Here is a 20,643-nt window from a genome sequence, read left to right as displayed (position 1 = left end):
GCCCATGGACTGTCCTTGGGAAAATTCGTTACCCTCATCAAAATCCCTCTCTCCACTTTAGGAACCGAATCATCCCGGGCGGCATATAGACGGATTATCCACAATTTTAAGGGTTTCGGCGATTTATCGCCCGCCCGCGAGAAACTCACCAAAAGGAGAGGTCCACCGTGCAAAGCTCCACAGCCAATGCAGTTGGCCGCGGCGCGCCAAGCGCGCAGAGAGTCATCGTCGCTTCCGGGTTAGGACTGCTGTTTGACGCTATGGATATCGGTCTTCTGTCTTACGTGTTGGTGTCCTTGGCTCGAGTCTGGCACATGTCTGCGACGATGACTGGTATTGTCGGCAGTATGTCCTTTGTCGGAATGGCGGTCGGTTCCGCATTAGCCGGAGCGTTCGCGGACCGATTCGGCCGCAAATCCATCTTTCTCATCACGCTTCTGGTATACAGTCTTGCAACAGGCTTGTCCGCCCTGGCCATGGGTATCGCCGTATTTCTCGTGCTACGTTTCTTTGTCGGACTTGGTCTCGGTGGTGAATTGCCGGTGGCCACAACATATGTGCTGGAAATGTCGCCAGAGGCAGTACGCGCCAGACGTACCATTTTTCTCGAAATGTTTTATGCATTCGGCTCGATTGTCGCAGCCCTCATCTCGTTCTTCGTCTTGCCGACCTGGGGTTGGCGAATTGTCTTTTTAATTGGTGCCATTCCGGCACTGTACACGTTGGTTCTGCGCAGGAGTTTGCCAGAGACACCAAAATACCGGTCGATTCAGAAGCGCCTGTCGATGGGAGAATCCTTCCGTCTTATCTGGAGTAAAGGCCTCGCAAAACAGTCCGTCGTAACCTGGGTTCTCTGGTTTGTGATGAATTTCGCATTTTATGGCATGTTTCTCTGGCTTCCGTCCGTAATGGCATTGCACGGATACTCCTTGGTAAACTCCATTGGATATGTTCTAATCATGACTCTCGCAGAAGTGCCGGGCTATCTAGTAGCAGCTTGGCTCGTGGAAAAGATTGGGCGGAAGTGGACGCTGGTTCCGTCTATGCTCCTCGCTGCTGGCTCGGCTCTCGGTTTTGGTTTTGCGCACTCGACCGCTTCATTGCTAATTTTTGGACTGCTATTGTCTTTCTTCATGCTCGCTGCATTCGCGTCCACATACGTCTTTACCGTCGAACAATTCCCCGTGCAAGCGAGAGCATCAGGGATGGGATGGGCCGCTGGTTTTGGCCGCATTGGTGCCATTGTGGCCCCATTTGTCACGGGATTGATGATTGCCCACAGCGTAGGTTTTCCCATCATTTTTGGTCTCTTCTTTGCAGTCACACTGGTCGGTTTCCTTGTTGTCTTGATACTGGGGCGTGAGACGATAGGTCAAAGCATCGACTGACTGTCGCATGACCTTATAGGACCTTTTGGAAACAACCTTTTGGAAACAACCTTTTGGAAGCAACCTTTTGGAAGCAACCTTTTGGAAGCAACCTTTTGGAAGCAACCTTTTGGAAGCAACCTTTTAGCAGCCATACAGTCAGGTCAAAAGTTACAGAAATGCAGATAGAGCCGGATGGCATACTGCCATCTGGCTACCACTAACTTTGTGTCAAGAGACTCATTCGGCCATACTCACAACCCACAAGCGTTGCGCTTCGGGTCGCGGGTCGTCCGCAGAGTGCCGTCCCATAACCGCAGAGCGGCTCTACAGGTGGCGCAAACCACCCGCTGAACGTTTCGCCACAGTCAAACGACAGCCTCGAATTCTGAGAGAAACTGTTGCAAGGTACTCTCCATACCCCGTAACGTCGTCTGCTCATTGATTCTTGGCTTCCACTCTGCACTGCCGCGTAGGCCCTTTAGATACCAAGCGGCATGCTTGCGCATTTCCTTCACACCGATAACTTCACCTTTTAACTCTACCAACAGATGTAGATGGCGAATGGCCACCTGAACACGTTCATCCGCTCCTGGGCCTTCCAGCAATTGTCCTGTTTTCAAAAATTCCGCGACTTCCCGGAAAACCCACGGATATCCCAAGGCTCCGCGACCAATCATCACCCCATCACAGCCCGTCTCCTCCATCATCCGCAGGGCGTCTGCCGGAGAGGCAACATCACCATTCCCAATCACCGGGACTGAAACAGCCGCTTTGACCTCGCGAATAATGGACCAATCGGCCACTCCGCTATACAATTGTAAAGCCGTACGACCATGCACCGTCACCGCTTCTGCACCCGCATCCACGACGGCTTTGGCAACTTCCACAGCATTGACATGATCATCATCCCAACCCTTGCGAAACTTGACGGTCACCGGCTTATCGACTCTCGCCACAACTTCTCGCACAATCGAAGCGGCATAGTCCGGATTGCGCGCAAGCGCAGCCCCCGAGCCATTTTTATATATTTTCAGCACTGGACATCCCATATTAATGTCGATAATATCTGCGTTCGTCTCTCCAACCATTTCCGCAGCTTGGACCATGGATTCCTTATCATACCCTACCAGTTGTAGCGATACAGGATGCTCGTCTGGCAAAACAGTCAACATCCGATGACTCTTTTCGTTTCCATGCACAAGCGCTTTGTCGCTGACCATTTCTGCGCAGACCATCCCTGCGCCGAGTTCTTTGGCGAGAATGCGAAAAGCAGGATTGCATACGCCGGCCATCGGTGCCAGAATAGCCGGATTGTCCAGGGTCACGTCCCCAATGTTCAGCATGTCCAGACTCTCCTCAAGTACAAAAAGTCGTATCCACATCTCCCGGTAGGCTATCAAAAAACTGGTCGGATGACAATGATGCTTTCGAAAACCAGGATGACTCTCTCACCCCGTCCGATTCGCAGCAAAAGATCCTCCTTTGCACACCTCTCAGCGTCTGCCCAGAGCCATATTCGCGGTGAGAAACAAATCAATCAGCCACCACACGCCAACGATGAACAAAAACAAGTGACCGATGCCCGTGACAAACGTGATCGACCCGAGTACCGTCAATGCCAGCATAGCAAGTCCGCTGCCTACACGTCCACAATATATCCGGTGTATCCCAAAATAGCCGAGAAAGAACCACAATACGTACGCCAAGGCGACAGATCGCTGCATCCATTTCATCCTCCTGCAAAATCAAACTTGTTGCTGCAGGATATGCATCGGCAGCTCGTCTGCATGAAATAGAAAAATTTTCAACTACTCTCAGGCGGGCGATGTTTTAATTTCTGGGAATGACTTTGTTTGACCACTGCAACAGTCTCCGTGTCTCGCTGTACATGAGGCTTTTCCTCGGAGCTCCCAGTACCACCGAAATTCGCACGTGGCCATGCTGCTTGACAGCAAAAGCGAGGCAGTACATTGCCTTCGAAGTAAAACCAGTCTTGCCTCCAATGACGGTGCCAAACGGCGTTGGATGGACATACATGAGGCGATTTCCATTATGAATGGTCTTGCCCGCTATCGTCGCGCTTTTCGTCTGCATGGCTTCGACAATGCGTGGATAGCGAACTGCTTCCGCCAAAATGATGGCGATATCGTGGGCGCTCGTCTTGTGGTCGAGGTGATGTAATCCGTTTGGAGTCACAAACGATGTATTGCGACAGCCGAGCAAGCGCGCTTCCACGTTCATCATTCTCGAAAATCCTTCTTGAGAACCGCCGATACTCTCGGCCACCGCATAGGCGACATCGTTGGCGCTTTTCATCAACAGAGCTCGGAGTGCCTCATCTGCACTGAGCGTTGTACCCGGTGTCAGCCCCAGCCTCACTTTGGGCTGACGAGTTGCCCTTTTACTCACATAGATTTCATCGGTCGGAACAGTGTGTTTGACCAGCAAGATGGCCGTCATTAATTTTGTAGTACTCGCGGGGTAGACGGGAACATCCGCCGACTTATCGAGCAACACTTGACCACTGGTTGCGTCGTAGACAATTGCAGCTTTGGCATTGACGTGAGGAGCTTGCGGTACAGAGGACCGCGAAGAAATCTCCCTAGCATGCGTCACCGTGCCGATGGCACTCACCGTGCTCACCGCGAAAACACAGAGGATAGAGACAAAAAAAGCGACGACATGGCGCCGCATCTGAACTCTTCGATGTTGCTTCCAAACCTGCATACGCTACCTCCCTCGCCATTCCGACGAGTTGAGGATGTGCGAAAATCACAAAAAATATCCGAACACGTCCAACGAAGTAGTCCTCAGGTGGCGCAATGTTCATTGACGCCGTCTTTGACCACCCGTTCGACTAACACCCTTTTCGCCACATCTGGACTCAAAGACACAGGCAAAGCCCGGCTGTCCTGAACCACCAAAACTGTCACACTCGGGTCGTACGCACTTTGCGGAGCCTGAACCGTCAAAGTGGCACTCGGAACAATTCCAGACTTGTGAAAGTACCGTAGCAAATCCAAATCCTCCTCGGCCAGTTCCACAATCCGCACGACTTTCGCCTCATCGCCAGGACGAAGATGACTCAGGGGGATCCCGTTCGGTTGCCGAAACCCTGTACCGGGAATGACATTTCCGTGTGGGCACGTGGTTGGGTGCCCAAGACGCTCAAACAGTTGGCGCTCTACCAAAGGAGATATGGAATGCTCTAGGCGCCCAGCTTCTACATGGGCATCGGCCCAATCCAAACCTAATTCATCCGTTAACCAGCGCTCGAGCAGACGATGCCGACGCACCAGCGACTCGGCTTTCATGCGGCCATCCTCTGTCAGCAGAATCTCCTTGCTGTCGCCCACTTCCACGAGCCCAGCAGCAGTTAGACGCTGCATGGTTTGAGTTACCGTGGGACGAGACACTTCGAGATAATCAGCGACCTTTGAAGACAGAACGGATTCGCCTTCCGCCTCCAATACGTAGATAGCTTCTAAGTAAGCATCCATCCCGTGCGTCCGTGTCATCGACTTCTTCCTCTCAGCCCATCTTTTCGACGGTGGTCCTTGCCATCATCAGGCCGTCCACATGAAACTCGAGAACTTGTCCTGCCGTCAATCGACCAACACCTGCTGGCGTGCCTGTATAGAGAATATCTCCCGCTTGCAGTCCAAAATGCTCACCAACATAGTCCACGAGCACCTGCCATGGAAAAATCATTTCAGCAGCCGTCGCTCGCTGTAGGACACGCCCGTCACTTGCTAGTGAAAAGGAGAGATGGGAGAATTCTTCCCAGTCCTGCACCGTATAAAAATCTGTAACAACTGCAGAACCAGGAAATCCTTTCGCCAATTCCCACGGCTGTCCCGCCGCTTTCAAACGATTCTGAGCGTCTCTATCCGTCAAATCAAGGCCGAGGGCGACGCCTCCGACGCAGTCCGAAAAAGGTCTCGAAACGACGTGGTCCCGAGCGATAAACAACACCCATTCCAATTCATGATGGATGTTGGCGCGACCTCTAGGGAGCTTGATGGGATGACTTGCAGAAGCCAACGCGTGCGTCGATTTCCCAAAAATAAGGGGCTCTGCCGGCACCTCATTGCCAAGTTCCGTGGCGTGGTCTCGGTAATTTCGCCCAACGCAAAAAATATTTCGAATCTTTTCTATCGCCTCGGTTGAGAGCAACCAAGGTTCATCCCGATTCCATATTTTCGAGGACATTCCACACCTTCTCTCCGATTACGACCGACAACCAAATTATATCATAGAGTAGACTCCGCGTGGCGACGACCGGCCCTAGGGTAATGCCGACCGTCCGCCCCATCCTAGTACACTACAGAATATCCCATGAGCGCTTCGCGTCCTCGACCTTGACGCGGCACCCGACCAAAAATACCCCAAAATCTGCAAAGCGGGCGCTCACTTCATCAAATCGCATCTCTTGTACAATTTTTTTGAATTCGAGTGGGTCGTGAGCAAACAACGTGACTCCCCACTCCCAGTCGTCTAATCCCATCGATCCGCTGATAATTTGCTTGACTTTTTCCGCGTAGGTGCGACCTATCATACCGTGGCTACGCATCAGTTTGGCGCGGTCTTCCGTAGGGAGCATGTACCAATTGTCCTGCCCATCTCGCCGTTTCGACATGGGATAGAAGCAGATTTGGTCCATTTCTGGAATCCGTGGTTTCAAGCGACTTTGTAGATATTCGTCTGTCTCCACATCAACCCCAGGCTTAGCTAAATACCCTCCCAGTTCGACCACGGATACATACGAATACGGCGATTGCAAGTAAGGGGCCATCGACGTCTTCTGCAATTTCGTCTTGACGTCGATGAGTTCCGCTACCGTAGGCCGAAAATGCAAAAAGAGAACGTCCGCTTTATGTCCAGCCATCTGGTAAAAACCAAAACTACCCTGTGACGTGCTGTTGATGGCGTCATATTGCAACAGCAGTTCTTCCAAGCTGTCCCATGCTTCGGTCCGTTCCGCCGCACTCGCGGACTGCCATGCTTTTACGTCGAGCGTTCGAAAATCGTGCAAAACATACCATCCGTCTAAAGTTTGTGGTGCCTCAGGCATCGGCTTTTCCTCCTTGTTCTTTCCTGCGCGACAGTTCCAAATCGCGCATCATCTCTAAAGCGACTTGATACGCACCCTGCTGCACGCGCAGCCGCGCAGCATCGTCTGCGGCATCGGTTGGAGCCGCTTCGACCATATGCGTCAAGCCTGCCGCGAACAGGACTTCATAGCCCTCACCAATACTACCCGCAACGAGCGCACAGAGTTTTTTCTGATGGTGCGCGAGACTCGCGACGTACCACGGTACTTTTCCTTCCGAACTCGATGCATCCGCGCACCCTTCACCCGTCAGAACAAACTGGGCTGCAGCAATACGCTGCGGTAAGCCGATGGCTTCTCCGACATACTGTGCACCTTGCACGACTTGCGCACGCCCCATTGCCAACAGCGGCAACCCGGCGCCGCCAGCAGCTCCACAGCCTGGAAGGAGTGCAAGCTGCGACTGTCCAAAGGCCTTCTCGAGCAGCAAGGCGAAAGTGGCCAAGTCTCCTTCACGCGTCCGTGCGGATGACTCCATTAAGCCTTTTTGACGACCATACACCGCTGTCGTCCCACGCGGACCGAGCAACGGATTTTGGACGTCCGCCACCAATTCCACACGCAGCGTGCGGACTCCAGGATGAAGGCCTGATAAATCAATCTCTCGCACTCGCGACAATTCCCGAGCATCTCGTCCACTCAGCAGATTGCCATCCGCGTCGCGGTATTGGGCTCCAAGCGCCCGCAGCAACCCATATCCTCCGTCGGTCGTAGAACTGCCGCCCAGTGTCAAAACGAGGTGCTCAGCGCCTCTTTCGAGCGCATCGACGATAACTTGACCCACCCCGTAAGTATGTGCCGCCTGTGCCATTTGGTCGCGCTCTGCCACTGGCCCTATCAACTTTTGGAAAGTGGCGACCGCCGCCAATTCCACCATTGCCTTGTGCCCCCCGCGAACATAGGCAATGCTCTTCGCCTGACCGTGAGCATCCGTCGTCAGCACGCGAACCCAGGCACCACCGACGGCACGTTGTAGAATTTCTAAGGTACCTTCGCCACCGTCAGCCATCGGCGCCATATCGATGTCGAGACGCATCGGAACGCGCCGCAAGCCCTGCGCCATCGCATGCGCCGCATCGGTCGCGGACAGCGTTCCCTTGTAGGAATCGGGTGCAACCACAACACGCATCACTCTTCGCTCCACCTTCCGGGCGCCCATGCGCCCTCAGGACTCGTCTTTCGGCCCTGAAATCGTCGCCCTTTCATGACAAAGGCGGCACCGAGGCCGCCTTCGCCCAGGAGGGCGTTTATGTGTCATGCACGCTCTTGACCATGTCACTTTCCCTCATACCAACGGCGCTGCAGAGTCATTTCACTCCACCGGGCCATAAAAGCTACCGACTTAGCAATATTGGTCAAACAACGCGACGAGTTTCGCCGCTACGTGCGTCGCGTCACTACCTTCAATGTCACTGCGGTGCAAGACGCCGGACAACCGTCCGTCTTTGAACAAAAACATGGATGGCGAGGATGGCGGCATGCCTTCAAAATACTGGCGTGCGCGAATCGTCGCGTCCTTGTCCTGCCCTGCAAACACCGTTGTCAACTGGTCTGGGCGCTTGTCGTTGTTCAAAGCCAAGGCGACTGCTGGCCGTGCAATGCCTCCTGCACAACCGCACACCGAATTGACCACTACCAAGGTCGTGCCGTTTTTATTCTGCAGCGCTTCATCGACCGCTTCCGGCGTCCGAAGTTCGGTAAAGCCGAGCTGCGTCAGTTCATCGCGCATGGGCTGTACCATCATCGCATAAAAATCTAACTCGAGGCTCATTCAAACCCCTCCTTTTGCTCTCATTATAGAGCGCAACTCGTCACCACGCCAAATCGAAGTTGCACAAATTCCCGAAATCCATGACAGTTTCCTGAAACACCATCCGTCCCTGTGACTTTCTTGGTCGTGAAAGTTGCATGGACCTGTCGACATCGGTATAACGAAGAGAGGCAATGACCGGAGGAGACGTAGGTTACTCATGCAAAAAGAAGATTCTAACTTTCTGAAAGCTTGTCGATTGGAGTCCGTTAACCAGATTCCAGTCTGGTTCATGCGTCAAGCGGGGCGGTATGATGCCGATTATCGCGCCATTCGTCAGAAGTATACACTGGTAGAGATTTGCGAACATCCCGAAGTCTGTGCAGATGTCACGCGCATGCCTGTTCAAAAATTGGGCGTGGACGCGGCTATTTTGTTTTCCGACATCATGATTCCCATTGGCGCCATGGGCTTACCTTTTGAGATTCGCGAAAACGTCGGCCCAATCATCGCTTCTCCAGTTCGAACCAGAGAAGACGTGGACAGGCTGACCGTCTTTCACCCGCGCACCTCGTTGCCGCACGTTTTAGAAACCATCGAACTGCTGACGAGCGACTTACGCGTGCCCCTCATCGGCTTTACCGGAGCACCGTTCACTTTGGCGAGTTACATGATTGAAGGTGGACCCTCGCGAGAATATGCTCGGACGAAGCAAATGATGTATGAGTCCCCAGCCGTGTGGGGCGCATTGATGGACAAACTGGCGAAAATGATTGTCTCCTATGGACAGGCTCAGGTACAGTCCGGGGCATCTGCACTGCAGTTATTCGATTCTTGGGTGGGCAGCTTGTCGCCCGAAGATTACGCGACCTATGTGTTTCCCACCATGTCCTACATCTTTGAAAACCTTCGCTCCTTGAAGGTTCCCCTCATTTATTTCGGCGTGACAACAGGAGAACTGCTATCGCAATTCCGCTCTGCAGGAGCCACGGTCATCGGGGTGGACTGGCGTGTTCCCCTTCCGACGGCGCGCCTACGCGTAGGTCATGACGTCGCCTTACAGGGCAACCTAGACCCCGCCCTGCTGCATGCCCCTTGGCCCGTGCTCGAGAATCAAATTCGGCGCATTCTCGACGCAGGCATGGAATATCCTGGATACACCTTTAATTTAGGCCACGGCGTGCGCCCATCGGTCGACGTCAATGTCTTGCGCCGAGTGACCGAATTTGTGCATGAGTACAGTGCCCGCCACTTTCAATCTTCCCAAGTCATGTCTTCATCAGCAAAGGATGGTGTGATTTCATGAGTTCACAAAGTCCACTCGGGTTACTCGTCATGGCCTATGGCACTCCGCGTAGCCGCGAAGAAATACTCCCTTACTACACGCACATCCGCCGAGGGCGTGCGCCCAGTGCGGAGCAACTCGACGACTTGACACGCCGCTATGAAAGCATTGGCGGTGTGTCTCCGTTGGCTGAGATTACAATTCGCCAAGCAGAAGGCCTCGCGCGACTGCTCAATGAAGACGGCGGACGCCCGGTGCAACTGTACATCGGACTAAAACATGCCAGTCCGTTCATTGAGGACGCAGTCGAAGCCATGCATAGAGATGGCATTGAGGAATGTGTGGGTATTGTCCTCGCACCGCACTATTCGACGATGAGCATTCAATCGTATCAAAATTCAGCAAAGGCTAAAGCCGAACAGCTTGGCGGCCCCAAACTGCGACTCATTGACAACTGGCATATGAACCCCCTCTTTCTTGACTTACTGGCAGACAGAGTCACAGAAGGACTGCGCCGTTTTTCCCAACCGGACAAAGTGACCACGGTCTTCTCCGCTCATTCGCTGCCTGAGAGAATTCTCACGGTAGGCGACCCCTACCCTGCCCAACTCCGCGAATCCGGCGAGGCAGTGGCCAAGAAGTTGGGCCTTGTCCATTATGACTTTGCCTGGCAGAGTGCTGGTCAAACCGGGGAACCGTGGCTCGGCCCAGACATTTTGGACAAGTTGAGGGAGCTTGCACAGAACGGGATCGACAACGTATTATCCTGCTCTCAAGGCTTTGTTGCCGACCACTTGGAGGTTCTCTACGACATTGACATTGAAGCACAAGCGGTAGCCAAGGAACTTGGCCTGCACCTCGAGAGAACGCGGCAATTGAATGACGATCCCGCTTTTTTAAAGGCCCTGCAAAGTGTAGTTCGCGAGCGCGAGTCGAGAGGAGAGGCGCAATGAATCGGCGGCGGCGCTTCGCGGTCATCGGCGGCGGCATCACCGGTCTGTCGGCAGCCTATCAACTGTATAAGCTTGCCCTCGCTGCCGGCGAACCAATAGACTGCCACCTGTACGAAGCCAGTGACCGACTCGGTGGCAAAATTCTCACCTACCGCGAACAGGGCTTGACGCTCGAAGCGGGGCCGGACTCCATGCTTCGCCGCAAACCTGCGGGCATGGGTCTCATCCGCGACTTGGGGATGGAGTCAGAAGTTGTCGACCAAAGTCTCGCGGCGAACAAGACCTATATCGTGAAAGAGGGAAACCTCATTCCCATGCCAAAAGGCACAAACATGGGAATACCCGTGCAGTTCCAGCCATTTTTCGAGACGAATCTCTTGTCTCCATCTGCGAAAGCTCGCGTATTTTCCGACTTGATTTTGCCACGGCGCGAGGAAACATCCGACGAGTCTCTGGGGGGATTTTTACGCCGCCGGTTCGGAGACGAACTCGTCAATTCTCTGTGCGAACCTCTCTTAGCAGGGATTTATTCCGGGAAAATTGACGACCTCAGCCTGGCTGCGACGTTTCCGCAATTTGGCCTATTGGAGCAGAACCATCGTAGCGTCATTTTGGGCTTGCGCAGAGCCGCTTCAAAATCAGCAGGCTCGGTGCCGGAAACAGGGCGAAGCGCCTTTATCACGTTGCGGAGAGGTCTTGCCTCACTGACAGACCGAGTGGCGGAAGTTCTCGCTCCTGAAGCGACGTTTCACTTAGAGTCGCCGGTTTCCAGCATTTCGAAACACGACAGACGATACGCTTTCGCAGGAGACGCTTCCCTGGATTGCCTGTATGACGGCGTGGTGGTCACCACACCCTCAGAGCCCGCGGCAAAACTGATTCAGCCGTTTGCTCCTCATTGGCATTGGATTCACTCGATTCCAGCCGTGTCCACTGCCACCGTCATTCTCGGGTTTCGGTCGAATCAAATCGATGTGCAACTGGATGCGTCTGGATTTGTCATCCCCCGCTCCGAGAACCGCGGCATTACGGCAAGCACTTTTGTATCCAGCAAGTGGCCGCACACGACGACTGAGGATTATGTTCTCGTCCGTTGTTATGTTGGAAGAAGTGGTCAAGAACAGTATCTCGAGTTAAGCGACGAGCAGATGCTCCAGCTTGTCCGCGACGAATTGCAGAGTCTCGTTGGAATCCAGGTACCCCCCGTATTTTCGAAGATAACTCGGTGGAATGATGCCATGCCTCAATATCACGTTGGCCATTTAGACCGAATCAACACAGTCGAGACAGAGCTTAAATCAAACGCTCCCGGATTGGTGCTGGCTGGAGCACCCTACCACGGCGTAGGCATCCCCGATTGCATTCAGCAGGGGCAGAACGCGGCCAATGAAGTATGGCTGACCAGTCATTTGTAAGACCAAAGTCCTATGCGCAGTAAGACAATTGTCGGACGTTTTTTTTGCACCTCCTCCTCTACGATGAAGGCGTGAGTTGAGCGACCCGAACTGGTTCTGCGAAACTCCCCCCAATGAGCGAGGAGGATTTTTATGTCCACTATGGATACTATTGAACAAGACCGCGAGCAGCGCCCGGTTGCAGTCATTACCGGAGGAACGCAAGGCCTCGGCTACGCGCTGACGCAGATGCTGTTGAGGCAGGGATTTGCAGTCTGCACCTGTGCGCGTACGAAAGCGGGCATCGAGGCGTTAAAGGCGTCTGTCGATAGTCGTTACCCACTCGTCGCACTCGTCGGGGACGTGACCCACCCTGCATTCCAGCGCCGTTTCATAGAGGAGGCCGTAGGCGCCTTCGGGCACATTGACGCCATCGTCAACAACGCATCGACGCTTGGGCTGTTGCCACTGCCGTACGTGCTTCACAGCACCGCCGCAAACGACCGTAGCGTCTTCGAGACGAACGTCGTGGCTCCCAACCAACTGCTCCGCCACGCGCTGTCGCATTTAGAGGAGCGCCGGCGCAGCGTGATCGTCGGAATCTCGAGCGATGCCGCGACCGGCGGATATCCGGGATGGGGTATCTATGGTGCCTCGAAGGCCGCGTTAGATCTCCTTCACAAAACGCTCGCAGCCGAACTTGGCGACCGTCCCGTATACGTCTATAGCGTCGACCCAGGCGACATGGATACCGCCATGCACCGCTCTGTGGACAGCGATGCTGATGGTTTGGCCGATCCGCTGAGCGTCGCAGAAACTCTCTGGCCGCTCTTCAAGCCGCTAGAGGACGACGTCGCTTTTCCGTTCCAAAGTGGCACGCGACTGCGGGTGGCTGGTCATGGAGTTCTGGAGGTGACCGCGTCATGAGGCAACGTGAAACTGTGGCACCTTACTCCAAAGCGCCGGAACGGGTATTTCATAATATTCCCAACCCATTCCCTTTGTCTCTTCATCTTTCCGGTGTGCCTACCCCTGCTCGACAAACCCCAGAAGAGCGCGGATTGGCACGAGATGAAGTACGGCTGCTCGTACTCCACCGAGCCACGGGCCGTATTGAACACACTCAATTTCTCAAGATGACGGACTTCCTGCGTGCTGGAGATGTCCTCGTGGTCAACGACTCGAAGACGCTTCCTGCAAGCATGCCCGCCATTCGGGTCAAGACGGGTAGTCATCTGCGCATCCACCTCGCCCTTTGTCTCACTCCGACGGTCTATGTGGTCGAACGTCGGACGATGGATGGGCTGGCCGACGAACAACCTTTTGACATCGGCGAACAACTGTTCATAGGCGGCGTCGCGACGACGGTCCTTGGCCATTTCCATCCCAACAGTCGTCTTTGGTACGTCGAAAGCCGTGGAGACCTGTGGCAGGCGGCAGCGACTTGCGGACAGCCCATCCGGTATGAGTATCTGCAATCGCGGCCCGACTTGGACGCGTACCAGACTGTGTTTGCGAAACACAGCGGATCGGCCGAAATGCCATCGGCGGCCCGACCATTCTCGAACCGGGTGCTGAGCGAACTTCGCCAAAATGGCGTGGCCATCACAAACATCACGTTGCACACTGGCGTGTCCAGCCACGAAGTGGTTGGCTCCCTCGACGACCATCCGTTCCTCCCGGAGTGGTTTTCCGTTCCCCAAGCCACGGCAGACGTGGTCAATCGTGCAAACCGCGACGGTCGCCGCGTCATCGCCGCAGGAACCACGGTCGTCCGTGCTCTCGCCGCGGCAACAGGCCGAGACGGACTGGTGATGGGAAACAAGTCTGGCTGGACGACGGTTGTCATCACTCCGAACAATCCACCAGTGTCCGTCACCAGTTTGCTGACCGGGCTACATCACGACGCCACCAGTCACCTGGCGATGCTCTATGCTTTCGTGACTCCAGAACAGTTGCACAAAGCCTACGAAGAAGCGTTGCACCGCGAGTATCTATGGCACGAATTTGGCGACTCGAATCTGATTTTGTAGTGTACACTGAAAGCAATCGACTTTCTGAAGGCAATCGACTTTCTGACGTGAATCATTAGCAATCCACTTCCCTGCGACTATGGGGGTGACCATGTGGAGGAACGTGGTTTCCATCCGTCTCCGAACCGAATCGAAGTGTTTCGGGACATTGCGGAGGCACTCAATCAAGCGAACGATCTATCCGCCGCCATCGAAGCCATACTACCGCGCCTGGGTGACGCTCTCGGCTTGGAAACAGGCTGGGCCTTCCGCTTTGACGAGCACAAGCGCTCCTTCGTGGAAGTGGGTGCGAGCGGCTTGCCGCCAGCTCTGGACACCTGCCAACAAGCGCCACTCCGCACCGGGTGGTGTGAATGCCAAGACCAATTTGTACGCGGCGAACTCGGAGAAGCCGTCAATATTGTTCGCTGTAGCCGACTCAAAGCTGCACAGGGAGATACCGGCAATTTGCACTTTCACGCCAGCGTCCCGCTACGCAGTAAAGGCATGCCCTTAGGTATTCTCAACCTTGCGGCTCCTGGCCGCACCGTGTTTGACGACGATGCGCTCTCATTTTTACAGACAGTCGGCCAGCAAGTAGCGGTCGCGGTCGACCGCGCTCGGATGTTCCAACTAGAGCGCGACAAATCAACGCGCTTGCAGCGACTGGCAAAAATGCCTGCGGATTGGAACGGGCATTTGCTTCCGGAGGCACTGCTGCAACGAGCTTTGGAGTTCTACGTTGAGATGTTCCCCCATTCGGCCTGTGGTGCCTTGACCCGTGACGCCCGCGGCCATGCAGAAATTGTCGCCGTTGCCGAAGCAACGCAGTCGGCGGACGACCGTGCAAAAGCGTACGTCTATCCGCGAAGTGACGCACCAGAGACGGGGTGTGAAAGCATTCTGCTCTCCGAAGCGCGCTCCGCTATCACGACTCCTCTGCCATGGACGCAGTACGAATTACGACTCGAAAGTCGTCTCGCGAACGCATTCGATGAGGCCGATAAGGAATTGTTACAGACATTTGCGTGGCAACTCGCGGCAGCATACGCAGGGACTCTAGCGCATCACGAAGCGATGCGTCACACGCAACTCGAAGAACGGCGCCGAATTGCCGCTGAACTCCACGACTCGGTCAGTCAGCGTCTCTTCTCAGCACAACTGTTGCTGCGAACAGCGAGTGTACAGATGTGCGACGGACAGCCCACTCCCAGCGCGACGATAGAGCGAGTTGGAGAGCTCCTGGTAGAGAGTCAACAAGAAATGCGTCGCCTCATTCACGCCCTGCGGCCGCTCGACCAGCCCATCTCTTTGATGGCCAGCTTGAGTGAACGCGTCGCGACCCTCTCTCTGCAGGCACGTCCTCGAGTCACTCTGACAGTTTTGCAAGAACCAGTTCCCGAACCGTCTGCAAAGGTTCGAGCGGCGCTCTTGGCGATGGTCGACGAAGCCTTGCACAATGCCCTGAAGCATGCGGAAGCAGAGACCATTTCAATACGACTGGAGCAAAACCGTATTGGTACCCTGACACTCGCTGTCGAGGACAATGGAAAGGGATGCGATTCCTCTGCAATTGGTAGCGGACTGGGTACGCGAAGCATAGTAGAAAGAGCTTTTGCCATTCACGGCGAAGTCAACATCGACTGCCGAATGGGGCAGGGAACTCGTGTGACCATGACCGTACCGGTGCAGATTCTAGGAGAGTGAGAAAGATGAACTGCCGCGAAGAAAAAATCCGAGTTGCTATGGTCGACGACCATCCGGTCGTTCGGGAAGGGCTGCGAGCATTTCTGCAATTGGCATCGGACATCGAGATCGTCCATGAGTTCGAAGACGGCGAAACGGCCGTGCGCATGTTGCAAGATTCACAACTCTCGGTAGATGTGGTCATCATGGACCTCAAAATGCCGGGACCTTGCGACGGCATTGCGGCCATTCGGCAACTGCATGCACTGCGGCCGGCCCTTCGATTGCTCGCTCTCACTTCTTTTTCCGACAGCGAGGCGGCCATCGCCGCCCTGTCTGCTGGTGCCATTGGGTATCTTCAAAAAGACGTCCCGCCGGATTTGTTACTCGGGAGTATTCGCCAAGCCGCTGCGGGCCGAATGGTGATGGAGCAGTCAGCGTGGGCCGCCGCCAACGCAATCAACGAAGTCTCTCCAGCAGTTCCGCCAACTCAAACTGCGGACGTTATGTCGTCTTCAGACAAACACGACCAACCCGCGATAACGACACTGGCAGACCCACTCACAGAACGCGAGAGAGACGTACTCGAAGAATTAGCACGAGGTCTGTCGAACAAAGAAATTGGCATGAATCTTGGCATTAGTGAAAAAACCGTCAAGGTTCACGTCAGCCACATTCTCGGAAAGCTGAATGTCTTCGACCGAACGCAAGCCGTTCTGTATGCCGTGAAACTTGGACTGGTGAAACTTTAGAGCCAAACGCGAGAAAATCTGGCGTGCCACTTATCGAATCAGAGGCTCTAAGTAAGCTCTGAGTATCCTCTTCAATTCCCTCACTCCCTCTTCACGAACCTCCGACTGGTCGTGAGTCAAAGGAAGCAAGGCGGCCATGACACGGAGGCAAATTTCCGCATGCAAGCTCTTGTCTTCTTGTGACATTTCCGGTGCCCATATTGAAAACAAATCCATTAACCTTGACATGATTTCATGAAATAAGGAGTCCGCCGGCACGCCGGAAGGCGGCGGAAAGATGGCACGAAAAGCTATATTGTCTAACTGAAACTGAACCACATTGTCGATAATACTCTCCAGTAAATCCGTGAAATCTACAGACTCTGTATTCTCCTCCAACGCCTTGTCAAGAATTGTTTGGAGAGACTTTCGATACCGGTCTGCTAAAGCAACCAGCACACTCTCTTTATTAGGAAAAAATTGGTACAGCGATCCGATGGATGTCTTGGCGCGCTTTGCAATAGCATTCGTTGTTATGGTGTCAATCCCATCTTCGACGATAAGATGCGCGGCCGCATCCAAGATTCGGTCCACTCGTTGCTGACCGCGTGCCGTTTTCGGTTTTTCATAGGGCATACCTATCCTGTTGTCGATTGTGAGGACCACCTTCAAGAAACATGAGCTTTGACTCATATCATATCACGTGCCAGTACAGGAGCAAATTCAACGATAACCTTCTTTCATCCCCGTGTAGCTCGATTGATGGGAACGCCCCGTTTCAAAAAACATTTTGCAAACACGAGTTTTTACTCGTATAATGATACATGAGTAAAAGCTCATATCTTCGACTCTGAGACCGGATCGTTACGTCCTAGAAACAAAGGAGAGACCTTTCTATGGAAAAAACGTTACCCATTCCCCAGCCCCAAAAATTTGGTCCACTCGGAAACCTGCCCTTAATTGACAAAGACTCTCCGAGTATATCGTTTGACAAAATTGTCGACCAATGCGGACCCACGTTTCGCCTTGAGCTACCGGGAAAGTCATACATTGTCACAAGTGAACCGAAAGTCGTTGCGAGCGTTTGCAACGAGTCCCGCTTTGACAAAAACATCGGTCATTTGCGAAATGTACGCTCCTTCACTGGAGACGGACTGTTCACTGCTTTGACGGAGGAGCCAAATTGGCAGCAGGCACACAGAATTTTGCTTCCCTCCTTCAGTCAGCCCGCCATGAAAGGCTACCATGCCATGATGGTGGACATCGCGATGCAATTGGTGCAAAAGTGGAATCGACTGAACACAGATGAAAGCATCGATGTACCGGATGATATGACGAGACTGACTCTCGACACTATCGGCTTATGCGCTTTTAGCTATCGCTTTAACAGCTACTACAGGGAGACACCGAATCCCTTCATTGTGAGTATGGTTCGTGCGTTGGATGAAGCAATGCACAAAAACAATCGTTTGCCGCTCCAAGACCAAATGATGATACGACAAAGACGCCAATTTGAGCGGGACATTCAGAGTATGTTCGCACTCGTGGACAAGATTATTTCCGAACGCAAATCGAGAGGAGACCAAGGCGAGACAGACTTACTCGCTCGAATGCTGAATGTGACCGATGCGGAGACAGGAGAGCCCCTAGACGACGCCAACATTCGTTACCAAATCATCACGTTCCTCATTGCTGGACACGAAACTACAAGTGGATTACTGTCTTTTGCAATTTATTTTTTGTTAAAGCATCCGTCTGTTCTCAAAAAGGCGTACGAAGAAGTCGATACCGTGATTGCAGGTTCCGTGCCCACGTATTCAGAGGTGTTGCAACTTAAATATCTGCGGATGATTTTGAGCGAATCTCTGCGGTTGTTTCCAACAGCCCCGGGCTTTGCACTAACCGCGACCGAAGATACCACCGTTGCCGAAAAATACGAAGTCAAAAAGGGAGAAATGGTCTTTGTTCACATACCTAAGCTTCACCGTGATAAAGACGCGTGGGGGGACGATGCTGAACAATTTCGTCCTGAAAGGTTTGAGAATTCGGAAAAAGTCCCAAGTGACGCCTACAAACCCTTTGGAAACGGGCAACGTGCCTGCATTGGAATGCAATTCGCACTCCATGAAGCAACTTTAGTACTCGCCATGGTCTTGCAGCGTTTCGAATTGATCGATCACATGAATTATCAACTCAAAATCAAACAGACGCTCACACTCAAGCCAAAGGACTTTACCATCCGTGTGCAACGCCGAGAGCGAAACATCGAGGACGAACCGTACAGTGGTGCACCCGAAACTTCGCCAACACCCGCCGCTATGCACCAAGCTGCACCGTTAACATCATCAATCATTGGTCTCGATAATCGTCCCTTACTGGTTCTATATGGGTCGGACATGGGGACGGCAGAACGAATTGCTAAAGAGTTGGCTGACCTTGCCCGGATGCACGGAATTCAGACGGAAGTAGCCACCCTGAATGAGCGACTCGGCAAGTTGCCTACAGACGGTGCCCTTTTAATCGTCACCTCATCGTACAATGGAAAGCCGCCCAGCAATGCTCGGCAATTCATTCAATGGCTGGAGCAGTTGGAGCCTGGCGAACTCGAGGGTGTGCATTTTTCGGTATTCGGCTGTGGTGACCATAATTGGGCTAGCACGTACCAAGCGGTACCACGATGGATTGATGAGAAACTGGTCGAGAAAGGCGCCACAAGATTCTCTCTCCGCGGAGAAGCAGACGCGAGTGGCGACTTTGAGAAGCAATTGGATGACTGGAAAACTCAGATGTGGACGGATGCCATGCAAACATTCGATTTAAAACTGAATGAGAATGCAGAAAAAGAAAGAAGCACACTGAACGTGACCTTCGTGAGCGGCTTTGCCGAAACCCCGCTTGCTGAATCATACAGAGCGGTTCACGCATGGGTGACAGAGAATCGAGAACTTCAGCAAATGGACAGCGGGCGTAGCACACGACACATTGAAGTCGAACTGCCCGAGGGAGTGTCCTATCAAGAAGGCGACCATCTAGGGGTCTTCGCGCGCAACCGAGAGGAGAATGTGCGTCGAGTTCTCTCCAGATTCCACCTGAATGACAAAGACCAAGTCATTTTAACAGCCAGTGGCGCCAGTGGGTCTCACCTTCCATTGGATAGACCGGTTTCGCTCATCGATGTGCTTCGACAGAGCGTCGAGCTACAGGAGGCTGCCACTCGGTCTCAAATACGTGAAATAGCCGCATTCACCGTTTGCCCACCACACAAACGGGAGTTGGAAAATTTGTTGGCAGACGAGGCATATCAAACACAGGTGCTGGCGAAACGAGTTACGATGCTGGACCTTTTAGAAACATACGAAGCGTGCGAAATGCCCTTTGAACGCTTTTTGGAACTTTTACCAGCTCTCAAACCAAGATATTATTCTATCTCCAGTTCTCCGCAGGTCAATGCGCGGCGTGCCAGTATCACGGTTGCCGTTGTCCGAAGTCCGTCCTGGAGCGACCGCGGCGAATATCGTGGCGTCGCTTCGAATTACTTAGCGGATCGAAAAGCGGGTGACGACATTGTGGTATTCGTTCGGACACCCGAATCTGGATTTCAACTTCCGGATGACCCTTTATGCCCAATCATCATGGTCGGTCCCGGCACCGGACTGGCACCTTTCCGTGGCTTTCTGCAAGCGCGAGCCATGGCCAAACAGCAGGGGAAACAACTTGGCGAAGCGCATCTTTACTTTGGTTGTCGCAATGAATCGGACTACATCTACCGGGAAGAACTCGAACAATTCGAAGCGAGCGGTGTTGTTACACTGCACATCGCCTTCTCACGTGAGGCAGGAGTGCAGAAGACATACGTCCAGCACCGGATGGCTCATGATGCCGACAAAATTGTGGACATTCTGGAACGCGAAGGACGCTTATACGTGTGTGGAGATGGCAGCAAAATGGCTCCGGATGTAGAAATGGAACTACGCAGAGAGTATCAGGCTGTTCGCGGTGTCGGAGAGCAGGAGGCTCAAAACTGGTTCGAACGACTTCTTGCCAGTGGACGCTATGCGAAGGATGTTTGGACAGCGAATTAGCACCAGAATGATTGGCTTGATATGATTTAAAAAAGGATATGATCTAAAAAAGGAGATATTCAGCGCGTATTCTCTAAAACCGGAGTGCTTTAAACACCCTCCGAAATGAGACCCGTTCTCTGAGCGGGTCTCATTGCATCAAAAATCAGCCGCTACAAACCATCCGACTGATGAGAAGAGGTTGACATATCGCGCATCGCAATTGAAGCCGAAACCAAAGCGCCACCCGCAACGCCTGTCAGACGGGAACCTTTAAGATTCCATCTC

18 protein-coding genes are annotated in these 20,643 nt (G+C 53.4%); 9 read left to right on the top strand and 9 right to left on the bottom strand.

Annotation, left to right across the window (positions count from 1 at the left end; genetic code table 11):
* The first annotated feature begins 167 nt into the window (after positions 1 to 167).
* Entirely contained in the window at positions 168 to 1,388 is a 1,221-nt protein-coding gene (locus tag M4I36_RS12510) for an MFS transporter (RefSeq protein ID WP_258112082.1), read from the top strand.
* Between the two features lie 347 nt (positions 1,389 to 1,735).
* Here M4I36_RS12510 and dusB read toward each other — a convergent pair whose 3' ends face one another.
* The 8 genes from dusB to M4I36_RS12470 all read right to left on the bottom strand — a co-directional run bounded on the left by dusB (position 1,736) and on the right by M4I36_RS12470 (position 8,254).
* Entirely contained in the window at positions 1,736 to 2,713 is a 978-nt protein-coding gene (gene dusB / locus M4I36_RS12505) for a tRNA dihydrouridine synthase DusB (protein WP_258112081.1), read from the bottom strand.
* Positions 2,714 to 2,863: 150 nt separating this feature from the next.
* Positions 2,864 to 3,094, bottom strand: coding sequence for a TM2 domain-containing protein (locus M4I36_RS12500; RefSeq protein WP_258112080.1), 231 nt, complete (start codon positions 3,092 to 3,094; stop codon positions 2,864 to 2,866).
* Positions 3,095 to 3,200: 106 nt separating this feature from the next.
* Positions 3,201 to 4,097 carry a D-alanyl-D-alanine carboxypeptidase family protein gene (locus tag M4I36_RS12495; protein ID WP_258112079.1) on the bottom strand — a complete coding sequence of 299 codons (897 nt, stop codon included), beginning with the start codon at positions 4,095 to 4,097 and terminating at the stop codon, positions 3,201 to 3,203.
* A gap of 83 nt (positions 4,098 to 4,180) precedes the next feature.
* On the bottom strand, positions 4,181 to 4,888 hold the full coding sequence (locus M4I36_RS12490; RefSeq protein ID WP_258112078.1) for a metal-dependent transcriptional regulator: 708 nt from the start codon (positions 4,886 to 4,888) through the stop codon (positions 4,181 to 4,183).
* Positions 4,889 to 4,901: 13 nt separating this feature from the next.
* Positions 4,902 to 5,582, bottom strand: coding sequence for a fumarylacetoacetate hydrolase family protein (locus M4I36_RS12485; RefSeq protein WP_258112077.1), 681 nt, complete (start codon positions 5,580 to 5,582; stop codon positions 4,902 to 4,904).
* A gap of 112 nt (positions 5,583 to 5,694) precedes the next feature.
* On the bottom strand, positions 5,695 to 6,444 hold the full coding sequence (gene hemQ / locus M4I36_RS12480; protein ID WP_258112076.1) for a hydrogen peroxide-dependent heme synthase: 750 nt from the start codon (positions 6,442 to 6,444) through the stop codon (positions 5,695 to 5,697).
* The gene (locus tag M4I36_RS12475; RefSeq protein ID WP_258112131.1) at positions 6,437 to 7,612 is read right to left on the bottom strand and encodes a glycerate kinase; all 1,176 of its coding nucleotides are present in this window, start codon (positions 7,610 to 7,612) and stop codon (positions 6,437 to 6,439) included. Before M4I36_RS12475 ends, hemQ begins: the two co-directional genes overlap by 8 nt.
* A gap of 213 nt (positions 7,613 to 7,825) precedes the next feature.
* On the bottom strand, positions 7,826 to 8,254 hold the full coding sequence (locus tag M4I36_RS12470) for a BrxA/BrxB family bacilliredoxin (RefSeq protein ID WP_258112075.1): 429 nt from the start codon (positions 8,252 to 8,254) through the stop codon (positions 7,826 to 7,828).
* Between the two features lie 199 nt (positions 8,255 to 8,453).
* On the opposite strand from M4I36_RS12470, the gene hemE reads away from it, so the two are divergent.
* The 7 genes from hemE to M4I36_RS12435 all read left to right on the top strand — a co-directional run bounded on the left by hemE (position 8,454) and on the right by M4I36_RS12435 (position 16,315).
* Positions 8,454 to 9,539 carry a uroporphyrinogen decarboxylase gene (gene hemE / locus M4I36_RS12465; RefSeq protein WP_258112074.1) on the top strand — a complete coding sequence of 362 codons (1,086 nt, stop codon included), beginning with the start codon at positions 8,454 to 8,456 and terminating at the stop codon, positions 9,537 to 9,539.
* Complete coding sequence (hemH, locus tag M4I36_RS12460) at positions 9,536 to 10,471, top strand: ferrochelatase (protein WP_258112073.1); 936 nt, start codon at positions 9,536 to 9,538, stop codon at positions 10,469 to 10,471. The genes hemE and hemH overlap by 4 nt, the downstream gene beginning before the upstream one ends.
* Positions 10,468 to 11,886, top strand: coding sequence for a protoporphyrinogen oxidase (gene hemG / locus M4I36_RS12455; RefSeq protein ID WP_258112072.1), 1,419 nt, complete (start codon positions 10,468 to 10,470; stop codon positions 11,884 to 11,886). The genes hemH and hemG overlap by 4 nt, the downstream gene beginning before the upstream one ends.
* Positions 11,887 to 12,018: 132 nt before the next feature.
* Positions 12,019 to 12,792, top strand: a complete 774-nt coding sequence (locus M4I36_RS12450) for an SDR family NAD(P)-dependent oxidoreductase (RefSeq protein ID WP_258112071.1) — start codon at positions 12,019 to 12,021, stop codon at positions 12,790 to 12,792.
* Positions 12,789 to 13,898, top strand: coding sequence for an S-adenosylmethionine:tRNA ribosyltransferase-isomerase (locus M4I36_RS12445; protein ID WP_258112070.1), 1,110 nt, complete (start codon positions 12,789 to 12,791; stop codon positions 13,896 to 13,898). The genes M4I36_RS12450 and M4I36_RS12445 overlap by 4 nt, the downstream gene beginning before the upstream one ends.
* A gap of 93 nt (positions 13,899 to 13,991) precedes the next feature.
* Positions 13,992 to 15,584, top strand: a complete 1,593-nt coding sequence (locus M4I36_RS12440) for a GAF domain-containing sensor histidine kinase (protein WP_258112069.1) — start codon at positions 13,992 to 13,994, stop codon at positions 15,582 to 15,584.
* 5 nt (positions 15,585 to 15,589) lie between these two features.
* Positions 15,590 to 16,315, top strand: coding sequence for a response regulator (locus M4I36_RS12435; RefSeq protein ID WP_258112068.1), 726 nt, complete (start codon positions 15,590 to 15,592; stop codon positions 16,313 to 16,315).
* Positions 16,316 to 16,345: 30 nt separating this feature from the next.
* Here M4I36_RS12435 and M4I36_RS12430 read toward each other — a convergent pair whose 3' ends face one another.
* Positions 16,346 to 16,930 (bottom strand): TetR/AcrR family transcriptional regulator, encoded by a 585-nt coding sequence (locus M4I36_RS12430; RefSeq protein WP_258112067.1) that lies wholly within the window; start codon positions 16,928 to 16,930, stop codon positions 16,346 to 16,348.
* A 260-nt stretch (positions 16,931 to 17,190) separates the two neighbouring features.
* Here M4I36_RS12430 and M4I36_RS12425 point away from each other — a divergent pair, with 260 nt between their 5' ends.
* Positions 17,191 to 20,376 (top strand): bifunctional cytochrome P450/NADPH--P450 reductase, encoded by a 3,186-nt coding sequence (locus tag M4I36_RS12425; protein WP_258112066.1) that lies wholly within the window; start codon positions 17,191 to 17,193, stop codon positions 20,374 to 20,376.
* Positions 20,377 to 20,643: the final 267 nt, after the last annotated feature.

The sequence above is a fragment of the Alicyclobacillus sp. SP_1 genome, from assembly GCF_024706985.1.
Lineage (GTDB): Bacteria > Bacillota > Bacilli > Alicyclobacillales > Alicyclobacillaceae > Alicyclobacillus_I.
This window is presented reverse-complemented; position numbering and strand designations above follow the sequence as displayed.